The organism is Pedococcus sp. P2_F6 (assembly GCF_056403675.1).
This window is the reverse complement of the sequence record NZ_JBFUEZ010000005.1, coordinates 67,392-86,172: the sequence shown is the minus strand read 5'-3', so window position 1 is coordinate 86,172 and position 18,781 is coordinate 67,392. Positions and strand designations below refer to the sequence as shown.

General features: G+C 70.5%; 14 protein-coding genes. 10 read left to right on the top strand and 4 right to left on the bottom strand.

Features of this window, described 5'->3' with window-relative positions:
• Position 1: 1 nt before the first annotated feature.
• The 8 genes from nusA (at position 2) to AC1DWP_RS15505 (ending at position 10,362) form a co-directional block, all read left to right on the top strand.
• Entirely contained in the window at positions 2 to 1,090 is a 1,089-nt protein-coding gene (nusA, locus tag AC1DWP_RS15540; RefSeq protein ID WP_477615395.1) for a transcription termination factor NusA, read from the top strand.
• Between the two features lie 11 nt (positions 1,091 to 1,101).
• Positions 1,102 to 1,443, top strand: coding sequence for a YlxR family protein (locus AC1DWP_RS15535; protein ID WP_477615394.1), 342 nt, complete (start codon positions 1,102 to 1,104; stop codon positions 1,441 to 1,443).
• Positions 1,444 to 1,631: 188 nt separating this feature from the next.
• Entirely contained in the window at positions 1,632 to 4,574 is a 2,943-nt protein-coding gene (gene infB, locus AC1DWP_RS15530) for a translation initiation factor IF-2 (protein ID WP_477615393.1), read from the top strand.
• 167 nt (positions 4,575 to 4,741) lie between these two features.
• Positions 4,742 to 5,233: a 30S ribosome-binding factor RbfA gene (gene rbfA, locus AC1DWP_RS15525; RefSeq protein ID WP_477615392.1), complete on the top strand. Its 492-nt coding sequence runs from the start codon at positions 4,742 to 4,744 to the stop codon at positions 5,231 to 5,233.
• Complete coding sequence (gene truB / locus AC1DWP_RS15520) at positions 5,220 to 6,134, top strand: tRNA pseudouridine(55) synthase TruB (RefSeq protein ID WP_477615391.1); 915 nt, start codon at positions 5,220 to 5,222, stop codon at positions 6,132 to 6,134. The genes rbfA and truB overlap by 14 nt, the downstream gene beginning before the upstream one ends.
• 10 nt (positions 6,135 to 6,144) lie before the next feature.
• Complete coding sequence (locus tag AC1DWP_RS15515) at positions 6,145 to 7,104, top strand: bifunctional riboflavin kinase/FAD synthetase (RefSeq protein WP_477615390.1); 960 nt, start codon at positions 6,145 to 6,147, stop codon at positions 7,102 to 7,104.
• Positions 7,068 to 8,249, top strand: a complete 1,182-nt coding sequence (gene rodA, locus AC1DWP_RS15510) for a rod shape-determining protein RodA (protein ID WP_477615389.1) — start codon at positions 7,068 to 7,070, stop codon at positions 8,247 to 8,249. Before AC1DWP_RS15515 ends, rodA begins: the two co-directional genes overlap by 37 nt.
• 244 nt (positions 8,250 to 8,493) lie before the next feature.
• Entirely contained in the window at positions 8,494 to 10,362 is a 1,869-nt protein-coding gene (locus AC1DWP_RS15505) for an AMP-dependent synthetase/ligase (RefSeq protein ID WP_477615388.1), read from the top strand.
• A 14-nt stretch (positions 10,363 to 10,376) separates the two neighbouring features.
• Here AC1DWP_RS15505 and AC1DWP_RS15500 read toward each other — a convergent pair whose 3' ends face one another.
• Positions 10,377 to 10,988: a protein-L-isoaspartate O-methyltransferase family protein gene (locus AC1DWP_RS15500; RefSeq protein ID WP_477615387.1), complete on the bottom strand. Its 612-nt coding sequence runs from the start codon at positions 10,986 to 10,988 to the stop codon at positions 10,377 to 10,379.
• Between the two features lie 187 nt (positions 10,989 to 11,175).
• On the opposite strand from AC1DWP_RS15500, the gene AC1DWP_RS15495 reads away from it, so the two are divergent.
• Entirely contained in the window at positions 11,176 to 12,318 is a 1,143-nt protein-coding gene (locus AC1DWP_RS15495; RefSeq protein WP_477615386.1) for an alpha/beta hydrolase, read from the top strand.
• A gap of 6 nt (positions 12,319 to 12,324) precedes the next feature.
• Here the strand turns inward: AC1DWP_RS15495 and AC1DWP_RS15490 are convergent, their stop codons facing one another.
• Positions 12,325 to 13,185, bottom strand: coding sequence for an SGNH/GDSL hydrolase family protein (locus tag AC1DWP_RS15490; protein ID WP_477615385.1), 861 nt, complete (start codon positions 13,183 to 13,185; stop codon positions 12,325 to 12,327).
• A 90-nt stretch (positions 13,186 to 13,275) separates the two neighbouring features.
• On the opposite strand from AC1DWP_RS15490, the gene AC1DWP_RS15485 reads away from it, so the two are divergent.
• A complete protein-coding gene (locus AC1DWP_RS15485; RefSeq protein WP_477615384.1) occupies positions 13,276 to 15,282 on the top strand; it encodes a TIGR03960 family B12-binding radical SAM protein in 2,007 nt (668 codons plus the stop codon).
• A 78-nt stretch (positions 15,283 to 15,360) separates the two neighbouring features.
• On the opposite strand, the gene AC1DWP_RS15480 is transcribed toward AC1DWP_RS15485, so the two are convergent.
• Together AC1DWP_RS15480 and AC1DWP_RS15475 are read right to left on the bottom strand one after the other, a co-directional pair.
• Positions 15,361 to 16,329, bottom strand: coding sequence for a cupredoxin domain-containing protein (locus AC1DWP_RS15480; RefSeq protein ID WP_477615383.1), 969 nt, complete (start codon positions 16,327 to 16,329; stop codon positions 15,361 to 15,363).
• A gap of 202 nt (positions 16,330 to 16,531) precedes the next feature.
• Positions 16,532 to 18,418, bottom strand: a complete 1,887-nt coding sequence (locus AC1DWP_RS15475; protein ID WP_477615382.1) for a hemagglutinin — start codon at positions 18,416 to 18,418, stop codon at positions 16,532 to 16,534.
• Between the last annotated feature and the right edge of the window lie 363 nt (positions 18,419 to 18,781).

Genomic DNA, 18,781 nt, shown 5'->3' with positions numbered 1-18,781 from the left:
CATGGACATCGACCTGGCTGCACTGAGGGCGCTGGAGCGCGAGCGCGACATCTCCCTGGACATCCTCATCCCCGCGATCGAGCAGGCCCTCCTCGTGGCCTACCACCGCACCGACGGTGCCTATCGCTCGGCGCGGGTCGAGCTCGACCGCAAGACCGGACACGTCATCGTCTGGGCCAAGGAGGAGCTCGAGCAGCCCGAGCCCCAGGCCGCCGAGCCGGACGGGGACACCGACTCCGACGCTCCGCCGGCGCCGGTCGAGCGCCCGGTGCGTGAGTACGGCCCGGAGTTCGACGACACCCCCACCGGGTTCGGCCGGATCGCCGCGTCCACCGCGCGGCAGGTCATCGTGCAGCGACTGCGCGACCTGGAGGACGACGCGATCATGGGCGACTTCAAGGGTCGCGAGGGCGACGTCGTCGCCGGCATCATCCAGCAGAGCCCCGACCCCCGGGTCGTGACCGTCGACTTCGGCACGGTCGAGGGCATCCTGCCCCTGGCCGAGCAGGTGCCGGGGGAGAAGTACGTCCACGGGGAGCGGCTGCGCTGCTTCGTCGTGTCCGTGCGGCGCGGGCCCAAGGGTCCCCAGATCGGCCTGTCCCGCACCCACCCCAACCTGGTCCGCAAGCTCTTCGCCCTCGAGGTGCCCGAGATCGCCGACGGCTCGGTCGAGATCGCCGCCCTGGCGCGTGAGGCCGGCCACCGCACCAAGATCGCGGTGCACTCCAAGGTCGCGGGGCTCAACGCCAAGGGCGCCTGCATCGGCCCGATGGGCGCCCGCGTCCGGGCCGTCATGACCGAGCTCCACGGGGAGAAGATCGACATCGTCGACTACTCCGAGGACGCCCGCACTTTCGTGGCCGCGGCCCTCTCGCCGTCGCGGGTCCAGTCGGTGCAGATCGTGGACCCGACGCTGCGTTCGGCGCGCGTGATCGTCCCCGACTACCAGCTGTCGCTGGCCATCGGCAAGGAGGGCCAGAACGCCCGCCTGGCCGCCAAGCTGACCGGTTGGCGCATCGACATCCGCCCTGACACCGCCCCCGTCGCGGCGTCCTCCGCAGGTGCGGATGACACGTCCGATCGGCAGTAGGGGCTAGACTGGTGGTGACCGACCGGACTGGACTCCGGCCAGCGGCATCGCGCACGACCCTCCACACCTCGCACGGGCAACCGACCCGGACGTGTGTGGGATGCCGCCGGACGGATAGCTGGTCGGCACTCCTGCGAGTGGTCGCGGAGACGGATGAGACCGGAGCAGTCCGGCTGACTCCTGACCTGCGGCGTTGCCTGCCGGGGCGCGGCGCTTGGCTGCACCCCACGGGCGACTGTCTTGAGCAGGCCCTTCGCCGCCGGGCGTTCGGTCGCGCGCTGCGTGTCAGCGCCGCGCCGGATCCGGCAGCGGTCACGGCATACGTCGAGGGCCTGGACCGGACCACGAGCTAGCACAGCCCCTCATCCCGAGGGGAACCGTCCGCCTCCATGGGCACCGTCCATGGAACCGGTTATGTCCATCGAACCGAGAATGGGTTTGACGCTGATGAGCATCCGATGAGAACTCAGCAATGAGCTCCAACCAGCATTGACGACGGTCCGCGCCTGTCACCTGACTGCGGACCAGGAACAGGAGAAACGTGGCCAAGGTCCGTGTAAGCGCGCTCGCCAAAGAGCTCGGCACCGACAGCAAGACGCTGATCGCCCACCTCAACAGCATTGGCGAGTACGTCAAGACCGCCAGTTCGACGATTGAGGCCCCCGTCGTCCGCAAGGCGACCGAGACATTCCCCGAGGACCTCAAGAAGGCTCCCGCCAAGAAGGCTGCAGCGAAGCCGGCCGGTCCGGCCGCTCCCGCTGCGCCTGCTGCCGCCGCCCCTGCGGCGCCGGCAGCGCCTGCCGCTGCCCCGTCGGCTCCGGCTGCTGCCCCGTCGGCTCCGGTCGCACCGGCACCGGCGCCCGCCTCTCCCGAGACGGTGACGGCTCCTGCTGCCGCCGCACCGGCGAGCCCGGCTCCCACCGCGCCCGCCGCTCCGGAGGCTCCCGCCGCCCGTGCCGACGTCCAGTCCGCTCGTGATGGTGACCAGCAGGGTCCCGGCGTCCCCGCGTCCCCGCGTCCCGGCAGCGCCCCGCGTCCGGCCGGTTCCGCCCCGGGCGCTCCCCGTCCGGGCGCACCGCGACCGGGCAACAACCCGTTTGCGCCCAGCCAGGGCATGCGCACCGGCCGTGACGGCGGACAGCCGGGTCGTGGCGACGCCGCACCCCGCGAAGGCGCACCCCGTGAGGGTGGCGGCCGCGACAGCGCCCGTCCGGGCAACAACCCCTTCGCGCCCAGCCAGGGTATGCCGCGCCCCCAGAGCCGTCCCGGTGCCGCCGGTCCGCGCCCTGGCGGCACTGCCGGCCCCGGTGGACCGCGTCCGGCCGGAGCCCGTCCCAGCCCCGGCATGATGCCCGACCGCAGTGCGGTCGGCCGTCCCGGTGACCGTCCCGCCCGCGGTGGCGCACGGGGTCCCGGCGGCCCCGGCGGTGCCGGTGGCGGCCGTGGACCCGGTGGTCCCGGAGGCCCTGGTGGCCCCGGTGGTGGTGGCGGCGGTTTCGCCGGTCGCCCCGGTGGCGGTGGCTTCCGTGGTGGCGCCGGTCGAGGCTCGACCGCAGGTGCCTTCGGGCGCGGCGGTGGCCGTCCCGTGCGCGGACGCAAGTCCAAGCGTGCGAAGCGCCAGGAGTTCGAGCAGATGCAGGCGCCGTCACTCGGTGGCGTCAGCGTGCCCCGCGGCAACGGCGACACGCTCATCCGCGTGCGCCGAGGCTCGTCGCTCAGCGACTTCGCCGACAAGATCAACGCCAACCCCGGTGCCCTCGTGACGGTGCTCTTCCACCTCGGCGAGATGGCCACGGCCACCCAGTCGCTGGACGAGGACACCTTCAAGCTGCTCGGTGCCGAGCTCGGCTACAACATCGAGGTCGTCTCCCCCGAAGAGGAGGAGAAGGAGCTCTTCGACGCCTTCAACATCGACCTGGAGACGGGTATCGAGGGTGAGGACGACGAGGACCTGGAGGCGCGCCCGCCGGTCGTGACCGTCATGGGCCACGTCGACCACGGTAAGACCCGCCTGCTCGACGCGATCCGCAACGAGGACGTCGCCGGTGGCGAGTCCGGCGGCATCACCCAGCACATCGGTGCCTACCAGGTGCACAAGCTGCACGAGGGCGTCGACCGTCCGATCACCTTCATCGACACCCCCGGTCACGAGGCGTTCACCGCCATGCGTGCCCGTGGTGCCAAGGTGACCGACATCGCGATCCTCGTGGTCGCGGCCGACGACGGCGTCATGCCGCAGACCATCGAGGCGCTCAACCACGCCCAGGCTGCGGACGTGCCGATCGTCGTGGCGGTCAACAAGATCGACGTCGAGGGTGCCAACCCGGCCAAGGTGCGCCAGCAGCTGACCGAGTACAACCTCGTCGCGGAGGAGTACGGCGGCGAGACCATGTTCGTCGACGTGTCTGCCAAGGCCGGACAGAACATCGACGCCCTGCTCGAGGCCGTCCTGCTCACCGCCGACGCCGCGCTCGACCTGCGCGCCAACGCCGACCGCGACGCCCGCGGTGTCGCGATCGAGGCCAACCTCGACCGTGGCCGTGGCGCCACGGCCACGGTGCTGGTCCAGGCCGGCACGCTGCACGTCGGGGACGCCATCGTCACGGGCTCGGCCTACGGCCGCGTCCGCGCGATGCTCGACGAGCACGGCAACAACCTCACCGAGGCCGGTCCGTCCCGTCCGGTGCAGGTGCTCGGTCTGTCCTCGGTCCCGCGCGCCGGTGACACCTTCGTGGTGGCCCCGGACGACCGCACGGCCCGTCAGATCGCCGAGCGCCGCGAAGCTGCGGACCGTCAGGCCTCGCTGGCCAAGGCCCGCAAGCGCATCTCGCTCGAGGACCTCACCGAGGCCCTCGCAGCAGGCAAGGTCGAGACCCTCAACCTCATCCTCAAGGGTGACGTGTCCGGTTCCGTCGAAGCCCTCGAGGACGCGCTGCTCCAGATCGACGTGGGCGACGAGGTCGACCTGCGGATCATCGACCGCGGTGTCGGTGCGATCACGATGAACAACATCAACCTGGCCATGGCGTCCAGCGCGGTGATCATCGGGTTCAACGTGCGTGCAGAGGGCCAGAACGCCGACTACGCCGAGCGCGAGGGTGTCGAGATCCGCTACTACTCGGTGATCTACCAGGCCATCGAGGAGATCGAGGCGGCCCTCAAGGGCATGCTCAAGCCGGAGTTCGAGGAGGTGGAGCTCGGCACCGCCGAGATCCGCGAGATCTTCCGCTCCAGCAAGTTCGGCAACATCGCCGGTTCCATCGTGCGCAGCGGCGAGATCAAGCGCGGCACCCGGGCCCGGATCACCCGCAACGGTGTCGTGGTCTCCGAGAACGTCGAGATCGCCGGACTGCGCCGGTTCAAGGATGACGTCACCGAGGTCCGCGAGGGCTTCGAGTGCGGCATCAACCTGGGGTCCTACAACGACCTCCAGCTCGGCGACCTCATCGCCACGTACGAAATGCGTGAGAAGCCCCGCGCCTGACGGTATGCCGGGTGGGCCGGCGGCGGCTGCATGTCACCGCCGGCCCACCCGGCCAAGCCGGATGATGGCGCCTGCACCTCTCGCAGGCTCGTTCTACGGTGCTGCGCGCCATCATCAGCCTTCGCCTGAGAGTTCCCACCTCACCCACACCAGCAAGGAGTCCTCGCATGGCTGACGCCGGACGCGCGCGCAAGATCGCCGATCGCATCAAGACGCTCATCGCCGCGAACGTCGTGTCGATCGTCAAGGACCCCGACCTGGGCTTCATCACCGTCACCGACGTCCGCGTCACCGGCGACCTCCAGCACGCCTCGGTCTTCTACACCGTGTTCGGTGACGAGGCCCAGCGCGAGAAGACGGCCGCCCTGCTGGAGAAGAACAAGGGTCGCCTGCGGTCGTTCGTCGGCCAGCAGATCCAGATCCGGCTGACGCCCAGCCTGGACTTCTTCGCCGACGCGATCCCCGAGACCGCCGCGCACATGGAGGACCTGCTGCGCGAGGCCAAGGAGCGCGACGAGGCGGTGGCTGCGGCTGCGGCCGGCGCGACCTACGCCGGCGACGCCGACCCCTACCGCAAGCCCGAGCCCGAGGACGAGGCTCCTTCCACGGACGACCCCAGGGGCGACACCAGCGACGACGGCGCGGATGCCCGCGCCTGACGGCCTGCTCGTCGTCGACAAGCCGTCGGGCTGGACCAGCCACGACGTGGTCGGCCGGGCCCGTCGGCTGTGCGGGACGCGCAAGGTCGGCCATGCCGGCACCCTCGACCCGATGGCGACCGGCGTCCTGGTGCTCGGCATCGGCCGGGCCACCCGGCTGCTGACCTTCCTCGTCGGCTGCGACAAGGACTACACCGCCACCATCCGGCTGGGCCAGGCCACGATCACCGACGACGCCGAAGGGGAGGTCACCTCCTCCACGGCCGCAGATGGCGTCACCCCGGGACAGCTGGAAGCGGCCGTGAGCCAGCTGACCGGCGACATCGAGCAGGTGCCGAGCTCGGTCTCGGCCATCAAGGTCAAGGGTGAGCGCTCCTACCACCGGGTCCGGGCGGGCGAGGACGTCGACCTGCCCCCACGACCGGTGACGGTCAGCCGGTTCGACATCCTCGCGACGCGCCCGGGTGACGTGGGCGGCATACCCGTGCTCGACGTGGACGTCGAGGTGACGGTGAGCTCCGGCACCTACGTCCGTGCGCTCGCCCGCGACCTCGGTGCCGCACTCGGCGTCGGCGGCCACCTGAGCGCGTTGCGCCGCACCAGGGTCGGGGCCTTCACCCTGGACCGGGCGCACGACCTCGAGGCGCTCGGCGCCGTCGAGGACCCGGAGCAGATGCCGGTCACCCCGCTCGCCGATGCGGCTCGCGCCCAGTTCATCGTGCGCGAGCTCACCGACTCGGAGACCACCGCGCTGGGCTATGGCCAGCGGGTCGAGTCCGCGCAGGAGGGGCGCACCGAGCCGGTCGCGGCCTTCTCGCCGGACGGCCGGCTGGTCGCGATGCTCGACGAGACCGGACGTCAGGCCAGGGCGCACGTCGTGTTTGCCCCCGCTGGTTCGTAGAGTGTCCTCCGTGCACCGCTGGACCGATCCCGCCCAGACCCCTGAGGGCCTGCGCCCCTCCGTCGCCACCTTCGGCAACTTCGACGGAGTCCACCTCGGACACCGAGCGGTGCTGGCCCGCCTGCTCGCCGAGGCGACCGAGCGGGGCCTGCCCAGTGTGGCCGTCACGTTCGACCCGCACCCGGCGGCGATCTTCCACCCCGAGACCCTCGAGCTCATCGCGCCGGGGCGGCTGCGCGACGAGCTGCTCGAGACCACCGGCATCGACGGCCTGCTCGTGCTCGACTTCACGGAGGAGTTCGCGCAGCAGAGCGCCGAGGAGTTCATCGTCCACACCTTCGTCGAGACGCTCGGTGTCAGCGCGATCGTCGTCGGCGAGGACGCCCGCGGGTTCGGGCGTGGCTACACCGGCGACGTGTCCACCCTCGCGGCGCTGGGGGAGGAGCACGGCTTCGACGTGGTCGTCCTCGACGACCTCGGCAACGGCGAGCGCTGGTCGTCCTCCGCGGTGCGTCGCCACCTCGCCGCCGGCGAGGTGGGAGCCGCCTCTGCGATCCTCGGACGGCCGCACCGCATGACCGGCACCGTCGTGCACGGCGCCCACCGCGGGCGTGAGCTGGGCTACCCGACCGCCAACCTCGCGCCGGACTCGCTCGGCCTCGTCCCCGCGGACGGGGTGTATGCCGGGTGGCTCACCCGGGTGGCCAAGCCCGCGAACGACCCCGAGCGGACCCTGCCGGCAGCGATCTCGGTGGGGACCAACCCGACCTTCGACGGGACCGTGCGGACCGTGGAGGCCTATGTCCTCGACCGGACGGACCTCGACCTCTACGACGAGGAGGTCACCGTCGAGTTCGTCGAGCACATCCGCCCCACGCTGCGCTTCGACTCCATCGACGAGCTGCTCCAGGCCATGGCCGGGGACATCGAGAAGTGTCGACGGGTCCTCACCTCGATCGTCCCGTCCTGACGAGCAGGTCCCGCTCCGGCGGGACCTGGGCCAGGGCGAGTGGCGGCGCGGCGCGGTGGAGCCGGAGCGACTGGGGGCTGGTCGTCGCGGCCCTCGGGCTCTCGCTGATCGGGGCGCTGCTCGTCTGGTCGGCGACCCGGCACCAGGCCGGGTCGGCCTATCTCGTGCGGCACCTGACCAACACCGTCCTCGGCGTGGCGCTGGCCGCCGCCGTGACCAGGACCGGGTACCAGCTGCTGCGGGCGGTGGCGCCCCTGCTCTACCTCGCGTCCGTCGCGGGGCTGGTGCTGGTGCTCACCCCGGTCGGGTCGACCGTCAACGGGTCGCACTCGTGGATCCTGCTGCCCGGGGGATTCTCGGTCCAGCCGTCGGAGTTCGCCAAGGTCGCCCTGTGCCTCGGCCTGGCGATCCTGCTGGGGGAGCGGATCGACCGCCAGGCCCAGCCCGACGGTCGTGACCTGCTCCTCGCCGTCCTCGTGGTGGGCGTCCCCGTCGGGCTGGTCATGCTCCAGCCCGACCTCGGGTCGGCCCTCGTCCTCGGATCGCTCGGGTTCGGCGTGATCGCGGTCGCCGGCACCCCCAAGCGCTACCTCGCGGCTGCAACGGCCCTGGTGGCGGCGGCTGTCGTCGTTGCCCTCACCACGCCCGTCCTCAGTGACTACCAGCGGGATCGGCTGACGGCCTTCGCCGACCCGCAGGCGGACCCTCAGGGGATCGGGTACCAGACCCGCCAGGTGCGCATCGCCATCGGCTCCGGGGGCTGGCAGGGCCAGGGCCTGTTCGAGGGTCGGCAGACCCAGGGCGGGTTCATCCCCTACCAGCAGACCGACTTCGTGTTCTCCGTGGCGGGGGAGGAGCTGGGCTTCCTCGGCGCCGCAGGCCTGCTGCTGCTCCTGGGGTTCGTGGTGCTGCGCGCCGTCCTCGTGGCCGCACGGGCCCAGGACGCGTTCGGACGGCTGATGGCCTCCGGGGTCGCGGTGTGGTTCCTGTTCCAGGTCTTCGAGAACGTCGGCATGAACCTGGGGATCACGCCGGTCACCGGACTGCCGCTGCCGTTCCTGTCGTACGGCGGGTCCTCGATGTTCGCCTGCTGGCTGGCGGTCGGCCTGGTCAACAACGCACACCTGGCCTCGCGGCGGCGCTGAACCACGCGGCATACCGCCGACACGAGACCTGACCGCACGAAGCGTGACGCGTTCAACGCGCTCCGCGGCGACGTCCAACTGTTTGGCCACAATCGCGCTCGATCACCCCCGTTGGACCCTCGTGCGTGGCACTATCCCCGGCAACCCCTGTCACCCCTGTCACGCCGTGTCACCGCACTGTCACCGCACGCAGTCTCACCCCACTGTCACCCCACACTCCCTGTCACCGAGCCGAGGACGGTCAATGTCGACTCAAGCCCCCCATGCGACCTCCACGAGAGCCGCCTCCAGGAACGAGCGCTTCAGCGCCGCCGTCCTGGAGCAACGCCCGCCCACGGTGGCCCACCTGTTCCGTGACCGGGTCGCCAAGACGCCGCAGGCCGAGGCGTTCCGCTTCGCGGAGGACGACTCCTGGTCGTCGGTGACCTGGAGCCAGGTGCGCGAGCGCGCCTACCGCCTCGCCGCCGGCCTGATCGCCCTCGGCGTACGGCCCGAGGACCGCGTGGCCATCGCCTCCTCGACGCGCTATGAATGGGCGCTTGCGGACCTCGCGGTGATGTGCGCCGGTGGTGCCACCACAACGATCTACCCGACGACGATCGCCCCGGACGTCGCCTACATCCTGTCCAACTCGGGCAGCGTGGTCGTGTTCGCCGAGGACGACGACCAGGTCGCCAAGCTTCGGGAGCGCCGGATCGACCTGCCGGAGATCGTCCGCGTCGTGACCATCGACGGCACCACGGACGGTGACTGGGTGATCAGCCTCGACGAGCTCGAGCAGATGGGCGCCGAGCTGCTCACGACGAACTCCTCGGCCGTCGACGACCGCATCGACGCCCTCACCAAGGACCAGCTCGCCACCATCATCTACACCTCGGGCACGACGGGCCGTCCCAAGGGCGTCCGCCTCAGCCACGACGCGTGGACCTACGAAGCCGCTGCCGTCGACTCGATCGGCATCCTGAACCCCAGCGACCTCCAGTACCTCTGGCTGCCGCTGGCGCACGTCTTCGGCAAGGTGCTGCTGACCCTGCCCCTGCAGATGGGCTTCCCGACGGCGATCGACGGCCGCGTCGACAAGATCGTCGACAACCTCGCCGTCGTCCAGCCGACCTTCATGGGGGCCGCACCGCGCATCTTCGAGAAGGCCTACGGCCGGATCACGACGATGGTCGCGAACGAGGGCGGCGTGAAGGCCAAGCTGTTCGCGTGGGCCACCGGCGTGGGCGCCAAGGTCGCCGACGCCCGCGCGCGAGGCGAGGAGCCCTCGGGCATGCTCGCCCGCCAGTACGCCGTCGCCGACAAGCTCGTGCTGCACAAGGTGCGGGCCCGCTTCGGCGGTCGGATCCGGTTCTTCATCTCCGGGTCTGCGGCGCTCAACAAGGACATCGCGACCTGGTTCGACTCCGTCGGCCTGGTCATCCTGGAGGGCTACGGCCTCACCGAGACCAGCGCGGCGTCGTTCGTCAACCGGCCGGCCACCAACGCCATCGGCACCGTCGGCTGGGCCCTGCCCGGCACCGAGGTCCAGATCGCCGAGGACGGCGAGGTCCTGCTGCGTGGTCCCGGCGTGATGGAGGGCTACCACAACAAGCCCGAGGACACGGCCGAGACCAAGGACGCCGATGGCTGGTTGCACACCGGCGACATCGGGACCCTCGACGACAACGGGTACCTCAAGATCACCGACCGCAAGAAGGACTTCTTCAAGACGTCCGGTGGCAAGTACGTCGGTCCCTCGCTCATCGAGTCGACCTTCAAGGGCCTGTGCCCCTACGTCAGCCAGTTCATGGTCTACGGGTCCGACCACAACTTCGTGACGGCCCTGGTCACCCTCGACGCCGACGCGATCAAGGAGTGGGCCGACCTGCACGGAGTCGCCGGCGACTACCGCGCGATCGTCACCTCCCCGGAGGTGCGCGACATGGTGCAGATGTACGTCGACAACCTCAACGTCAACCTCAACCGCTGGGAGCAGATCAAGAAGTTCACGATCCTCGACCACGACCTCGCCATCGAGGACGGTGACCTCACGCCGAGCCTCAAGCTGCGCCGCAAGGCCGTGAGCGAGAAGTACCAGACGACGCTCGACGCGCTCTACACCAGCCAGTAGGTCGCGCCAGAGGGCTAGTCCGCAGGACCCGGAGCAGCAGCTCCACGCGGCGGGTCGGCGACGAGGGGCACGAAGCGGTACCACCCGTGCTCCTCGACCGCCGGCCCGCTGTCGCGTGCCACCACCCGGACCATCCGTCCAGCGACCGGGATGACGAGCACACCTCGTGGTGCCAGCTGCCGGACGAGCTCGGCAGGGAGCGACGGCGCCTGCGCGGACACCAGGATGCGGTCATACGGTCCGTATGCCGCGTGGCCCAGCTCGCCCGGCACGGCCGCCTCGACGTGCGCCCACGGCATACCCCTCAGCGCCAGGTTGGCGGCGCCGAAGGTGACGAGGTCGGGAACCCGCTCCACGCCGGTCACCCGGCCCGCCGGTCCGGTCAGGTGGGCCAGCAGGGCCGTGGACCAGCCGGACCCGGAGCCGACGTCGAGGACCCGGTCACCGGGCTGGACGTCGAGCAGCTCCAACATCTGCCGGACGGTCGTCGGTTGGCTGTTGGTCTGGCCGTGACCGATCGGGAGCGGCGCATCGCGCTCGCTGTGACGTCGTTGGGCGGGCGGCAGGAACGCCAGACGGGGGACCGCCTGCATCGCCGCGGCCACTCGTTCGGCCGTGCTCGGCACCCGTCCAGTATCGCCGGACGGGGTCGCCCAGCGCTCCGCGGGCTGGGTTCTGACCTGCCGGCCCAACGCGAACCTGAATGCGCGCTGAGGCTCCCAGCCAACCCCCAGCCAGCACGCAGTCTGCTCACATCGGCCGCGCGCACGCTGGGTTCGTGCCCTGGTGCTGGGGCCGGTCGGAGGTTTGCGCATGCCCCTGCTTGGTTGGCCCCTGCTCGTGACGCTGGGTCTGGCGACGGTCGCCACGACCGTCCTGGCGCTCGTGATGTGGTCCCGCGTCCGCGGCCCTGCCCCTGCGCGCGTGGGGCAGAGGGTCGCGCTGGTCGTGGCGTCCCAGCTCGCCGCGGTGCTGCTGGTCGCGGCTGCCCTCAACGACTACGGGTTCTTCTACGGGTCCTGGTCGGAGCTGTTGGGCACGTCGTCCTCGGCGGCTGCGGCGGTCCACGCCGGGGTGAACCCACCGACGAGGCGCCACGGCGCCCTCCCGGTGGCAGCCACCAGCGACGCCTCCCTCGGGGGTGTCGACTCCTGGTCGACGCCTGCGCAGTGGGCCACGCGCGGGCGGGTGGAGACCCTCACCCTGTCAGGCGCGCACAGCGGACTGTCCGAACCTGCCGCGGTCTACCTGCCACCGCAGTACTTCCAGAGGGCGTACGCGCGGACCATGTTCCCGGGGGTGGAGGTGTTCACCGGCTACCCGGGAACCACGAGGAACCTGGTCTCGCGGATGAAGTACCCGGATGTCCTGCTGTCGCAGATCGACGCGCACCGTGCGCGGCCGATGGTCCTGGTCATGATGCGACCGACCGTGGCACCGCCGCGGGACACCGAGTGCAGCGACGTGCCGGCCGGACCCCAGACCCTGACCTACTTCGGTGAGGACGTCCCGAGGACGGTGTCCCAGACCCTGCGGGTCGCTCCCGTCGGTTGGGGTGCCATCGGTGACTCCACCGGAGGCTACTGCGCAACCAAGCTCCTGCTCACCCACGCCTCGGTGTTCACGACGGCGGCCTCCCTCTCCGGCTACTACCACACGCTCCGGGACGGGACGACCGGAGACCTCTGGGGTGGGTCGTCGGTGCTGCGGGACCTCAACGACCCGGAATGGCTGGTGCGCCACCAGCCCGAACCCCCGGTCTCGCTCTTTGCGACGATCGGGACCGGCGAAGTCGGGGGCACGGGGATCCGCGACACCCGGCGGTTCGTCGCGCTCGTGCACGCCCCGATGTCCGTGACGACCGTGGTCGTCCCCGGCGGCGGACACAACTTCGCCACGTGGTCGGCCCTGATGCCGCAGGCCCTCGACTTCCTGTCCGCCCACCTCGGCGCCTGACCGTCCTCAGGGAGGTGTCGCCGCCAGCAGGGCACGGGCGATCACCTGGTGACCGGCGGCGTTCGGGTGGTCCCCGTCGGAGGACAGCAGCGGGGTGGGGTTGCGGTTGCCGTCCGCGCTGAGGAACGGTGCGTAGAGGTCCACGCAGGTGTCACCGAAGGTCCGCGCCGTCGCGCAGATCGCTCGGTTGGCGGCCAGCGTCACGGTGTCGCTCCAGTCGGCGAAGCCCAGCCCGCGCTGCTGGTCGGCGACGTCGCCGTCCTCGAACACGTTCCAGTAGGTCGTCACCTCCACCCGCTGACCGGCGTGCCCGAGGTCCCTGATCCGGGCGAGGTCCTTCGCGAGCCCGCGCGCCATGGCTGTCACGGCTGGCGCCCTGCAGGCCGCACCGCACCCCGTCCGTTCCCACTGGTCCTCGAGTGGTCCGAGGTCGTTGGCCCCGATGGTCAGCACGACCGTGTCAGCCGACGCCACCGACCCGGACGGTCCCGACTGGGTCAGCTGCGCGGCGAGCGAGCCGGTCGTCAGGCCCGGCACCCCGAGGTTGGTGGCGGTCGCAGCCCGCCCGTCCCGCGCCGCGACCAGGTCGGCGAGCCGCTCCACGAACGCTGCGCAGTCACAGTTGGACCCGGCGGTGACCGAGTCTCCGAGTCCCACGATGGACATGGTGTCCGAGGTGGTCGGGGTCGCCCCCTGCGGCGACGCCGACGGGGTGCTGCGCACCTGGGGGAGGGCGGTGTGCACCGGGGTCGATCCAGCGGGTGGTCGCGACCCGACCACGCCCACCACCGCCGCGATGGCGACCGCACCGACCGCCAGGGCGACGCCGCCGGCCACGACGCGTGGCGACGGGAGGTGGCGAGGCACCCGCGCGATGGTAGGAGCCCTTGCTGTGAGAAGCGTGGGAATCGTCGCATTTTCGGCACTCGGCGGTGCCGCCGTTACCCTTGTCCCACCATGACCCACACCTGCGGCGCCTCCGTCTTCCCGCTGCTCGAGCCGTTGCTCGAGCAGGTCAGCAAGCCCATCCAGTACGTCGGGGGCGAGCTGAACTCCACGGTGAAGGACTGGAACTGCGGCGGTCACGGCCCGGACGGCCAGGAGCTGACCACCCGCTGGGCGCTGATGTACCCGGACGCGTACGAGGTGGGCGTGCCGAACCAGGGCGTCATGATCCTCTACGAAGTGCTCAACGAGCGCCCGGACGCCCTCGCCGAGCGGACCTATGCGGTCTGGCCGGACTTGGAGGCACTGATGCGCGAGCACGCCGTGCCCCAGTTCACCGTCGATGCGCACCGGTCGGTGCGGGACTTCGACGTGCTCGGGCTGTCCTTCTCGACCGAGCTCGGCTACACCAACATGCTCACCGCACTCGACCTCGCGGGTATCCCGCTGCACGCGGTCGACCGCACCGACGACGACCCGATCGTCATCGCCGGCGGTCACGCCGCGTTCAACCCGGAGCCGGTCGCCGACTTCGTCGACGCTGCGATCGTGGGCGACGGCGAGGAGGCCGTGCTCGCGGTCACCCACCACATCGGTGCCTGGAAGGCGGAGGGTATGCCGGGCGGCCGCCGCGAGCTGCTGCTGCGCCTGGCTCGGACCGGTGGGGTCTACGTCCCGTCGCTCTACGACGTCTCCTACCTGCCCGACGGGCGGATCCAGCGGGTCGCGCCCAAGGCTGACGCCCACGGAGTGCCGTGGCGGGTGTCGAAGCACACCGTCATGGACCTCGACGCGTGGCCCTACCCCAAGCAGCCTCTCGTGCCGCTGGCCGAGTCGGTGCACGAGCGGATGTCCGTCGAGATCTTCCGTGGGTGCACGCGCGGTTGCCGGTTCTGCCAGGCCGGGATGATCACCCGCCCGGTGCGTGAGCGCTCCATCACCGGTATCGGCGAGATGGTCGAACGCGGCCTGGCCGCCACAGGCTTCGAGGAGGTCGGGCTGCTGTCGCTGTCCTCGGCCGACCACTCCGAGATCGCCGACATCGCCAAGGGTCTGGCTGACCGCTACGAAGGCACGCAGACCGGGCTGTCGCTGCCGTCGACCCGCGTCGACGCCTTCAACATCGACCTCGCCAACGAGCTCACCCGCAACGGCCGCCGCTCCGGGCTCACCTTCGCGCCCGAGGGCGGCAGCGAACGCATCCGCAAGGTCATCAACAAGATGGTGTCCGAGGACGACCTCATCAACACCGTCGCCGCGGCGTACGGCGCGGGCTGGCGCCAGGTGAAGCTGTACTTCATGTGTGGCCTGCCCACCGAGACCGACGAGGACGTCCTCCAGATCGCCGAGCTCGCGAAGAAGGTCATCGAGACCGGTCGCCAGGTCTCGGGTCGCCGTGACATCCGGTGCACCGTGTCGATCGGTGGGTTCGTGCCCAAGCCGCACACGCCGTTCCAGTGGTGCGCCCAGCTCGGCGACGAGGAGACCGATGCCCGCCTGGCCAAGCTGCGCGAGGCGATCCGGTCCGACCGCCGCTACGGCTCGTCCATCGGATTCCGTTACCACGACGGCAAGCCCGGCATCGTCGAGGGACTGCTATCCCGTGGCGACCGCCGGATCGGCCGGGTCATCGAACAGGTCTGGCGCGACGGTGGGCGGTTCGACGGCTGGAGCGAGCACTTCTCGTTCGACCGGTGGATGACGGCGGCCGACACCGCGCTGGCCGACCTCCCGGTCGACGTGGCCTGGTACACCACGCGCGAGCGCGGCGAGACCGAGGTGCTCCCGTGGGACCACATCGACTCGGGGCTCGACAAGGAGTGGCTCTGGGCGGACTGGCAGGACGCCCTCGACGAGACCGAGGTCGACGACTGCCGCTGGACGCCGTGCTTCGACTGCGGGGTCTGCCCGCAGATGGGCACCGACATCGAGGTCGGCCCGACGGGCAAGACGCTGCTCCCTCTGACCGTCCTCGGCGCCGGTCGCGAGGCGATGCTCGCGGGCGACCACACCCACTGACGCGGCACAGCCACCGAGCCTGAAGGATCGTCCGGACCAGGGTCCTGACGATCCTTCAGACTCGCGGGCGCCCGGCTCTCAGGGGACGACGACGACGTCGCCGACCATGCCCATGTCGTCGTGGATGGCGCAGATGTAGTGGAACGTGCCGACGGTGGTGAAGGTGACGTCGAACGGGGTGCCGGGCGCGAGGACCCCACTGTTGAGGTCGCCACCGGCGAAGTGGGTCGGGTCGCCGGATGGGGCCAGGACCGCGAGCCCGGGAGGCTCTTCGCCGAAGGTCACGGTGTGCGGTGCGCCGGGTCCGGCCACGTAGAACGAGACCGTGTGGCCCACGTGCACGACGAGGTGGTCACGGACGAACCGCGACACCCCGAAGCCCTCGCCGTCCACGCCGACCAGGACACGGGACCCGGTGGTGGCGTGCGACTGCCGGGCCTGCCGCCAGGCGTCCCGTCCGTGACCGAGCGCGGCCTGGGCCTGCTGCGTGCCGACCCTGTCGTAGTCCTGCTGGGTGTAGGGGTAGGCGGTGCCGGCCGGACGGACGTGCACCGTGCCCGTCATCATCAGACCGTGCAGCAGGCAGACGTACGTGAAGTCGCCGGTGGTCGTGAAGGTCAGCTGGTAGCTGGTGGCGGGGTTGGTGAACACGAAGATCGGCTGCGTGGCCAGGATTCCGGAGTTGGCGTAGGCGGTGCCGTTGTAGGGCGAGGATCCCTGGGCGGCGGTCTGTGACGGGTCGAACGGGTTGAACTCGGGCAGCGCCGTCCCGGGGGCAAGGAAGGTCACGGTGTGCGGCTCTGCGCTGTTGGAGGTCCAGTGGACGGTGTCGCCGGCGTCGACCCAGATGTTCTCGGGCAGGAAGGCCATGGCGGTGACGGCCATGTCGGGGGTCTCGGCGCCGACGCGCACGTGCCACGTGACGGGTGCAGCCGTTGCCGCCGAGGCACTCGAGCCGAGGGCGACTGGGATGACGAGGGGGATGGCGAGGGCTATGACGGAGACGACGGCCAGCACGAGCCGTCGCAGCATTGACTTCGCGGACATGGGTGCTCCTCAAGGGGGACTCACGGTCGCGGTCGCGGCCGCGTCGGATTGCTCGTGGGCCCCTTCAGCGCGCGCACTCCATGACAAGGGTGCTCGTCCGGCCATGACGTGACCTCATGCCTTTGGACGATTTCCGGCGTCCTCCGGCCGAGCTGTCAGGCTCGGCAGCGCCGCCTCGAAGGAATGGACTGATGGTGGGGCGTTACGGGCTCGAGATCGTCCCGCCGTTGGCCACGGTCAGCGCCGACGTCTCGTGGCAGCTGGCCGGGATGTCACGCTGCCCGGGGTTGGTGCTGTCGTAGCTGACCCGCCACGAGAACGAGCCGGAGGCCGTCTGCGCCGGGGCGTTGCCCGACAGGACGGACTGCGGTGAGGCGCCGGCGACGGTCCTGGTCGTCGAGAACGCGCTCGATCCGGTGCAGGCGCCGTTGGTGAAGAACTCGAACGACACGGTGCCAGCCATGGCGCCGCCGGCGGTGGCAGACACGGTCACCGAGTCGCTCGGCACCCAGGTCTGCGCACTGGTCAGCGACGACGGCACGGTGGTGACGACGACGTCCTCGTTGGTGTCGTCGCACGCGGTGTTGTGGGTCGTGCCGTTGTTGTTAGGCAGGTTCCCGCTGTACGAGGCCGCCCAGTGGTAGGTGCCTGCCGCGGTCGGGACGAACTGCGGGTTCGGCGTGTTGTAGGTGCCGTTGCCGCTGACCGTGACCGCACCGGAGGTGTACGCCGCCGTGGTGCAGTTGTCCGGCCCGAACAGGGTGAACGTCACCGTTCCGCCCGCTGCAGCACCACCGGTACCGGTCAGGTTGATGACCGGGTTGGCCGGCTGGGTGGCCAAGCCGCTCAGGGTGGCGGTGTCACTCACGGAACCACCCAGGACGACGTCGTCACTGGCCGTGGTGGCGAGGTCGGGCGTCACCGGGTTGACGGTGAAGCACTCGCTGGCTCGCGAGTCGGACGAGCCGGGGATGCCGTTGGCCGGGTCGCCGCTCCACGCTGCCCGCCAGCAGTATCGACCTGCCGAGGTCACGTAGGCGATCGGCGACAGGACCGTCACGGGGTAGGCCGCGCCGGTCAGGTTGGTCGATCCGACCGAGGTCCCGCCAGTCGTGCACAGCCCGGGGGAGTCGACCTTGCAGAGGTTGAACGCGACTGAGCCAGTCGGGGTGGCGGTACCGCCCACGAGGTCAACCACGGCCGAGTCCTTCACGGACACGACACCCGTCCCGATGGACAGACCACCTGCAGGGATGTCACCACCGGCGCCGGTCTTCGGCGTGGTGACGGTCGTGGAGGTGCAGTTGGTGATCGGAGGAGCGTTCTTGAGGATGGTGTCCTTGTAGTCGGCCGAGTCGGAGTTGCCCGTCACCGTGCTGGGAATGGTGTTGGCGAACGTCTTGCAGGCCGTGCTGCCGCCGAAGATGGTCGCGGTCAGGTCGACCGCTGCTTCGCCGCGGAACCCGTCCGAGCTGTACGCGGCCTGCGAGACGGCGGCGTTCAGCGTGGTCCCAGCGCTCAGGACCAGGTTGGGCGCTGTGCCGGACCAGGTGCGCAGAATCAGGTCCTTGCTGCTGCCGCTCTGGTCCCACAGGATCATGAAGTCGCCGGCCTTGCGGTTCGCCCACGGGTTGCAGGCGGCAATGAGCTGCGCGTCGGTGGCGGTGTCGTAGGCACAGGCGGCGGGAGCCGCGCTCTGCATGAACTCGTAGGCGATGAAGCCGCTGCCGCTGTTGGCGTCGCGCTCCCAGGCGAAGTAGAGCCAGTCGTGGTTGGGGGCGGCGGTGTCACGCTCGGTGTCGAGCCAGGCACGGCGCAGGTCGACCTGGCCGTTCGGGTTCGTCGTGTCCAGCATCGGTAGAGCCGCACTGTGGATGACGCCGATCTTGGTGACGTTCGAGTTCTTCGGGCCCAGCTCCTTGACGTTGCCGAAGCCGTCTGCGAGCTCGGTGGTGTTGGCGTCGGGGACCGTGCCGTCGATATTGAACGGGCCGTCGGCGGCATAGGCCACCTGTGGCACGGCCACCGCTCCCGCGACGACCAGCCCGGCGATGGCGAGCGCGGCCTTCAGCCGCGACCTGCGGGTCATCCTGTTTGCGCCCCCTGCTGCGGTCATGCGTGGTGTCATGACTCCTCCAATTTTCAGCTGCACCGGCCCGGGTTGGAGCCGGGTCGGCATCGCCAGCGGTGTAAGCCGCGGCTCCGTCGTCAGGGGAGCTCCCGCCAGCAGGGGGTTCGGAGGACGGTGGGGTCGTCGGGCACTGTCGGTCGGTGCCGGTCTCCCACGCTAGGACGGCCCGGCGTCGAGCAGGACCGCCACCCGGCGCAGGTGGAAGCACGCCGAAAGTGCTGGAGGAATCAGGCAATCCGGCGATTCACGGCCAAGCAGGCCCCTCGCATGCCATGGCTCTCAGGGAACTCACATGAAACCGGTGACATTTGTCATCGGGCA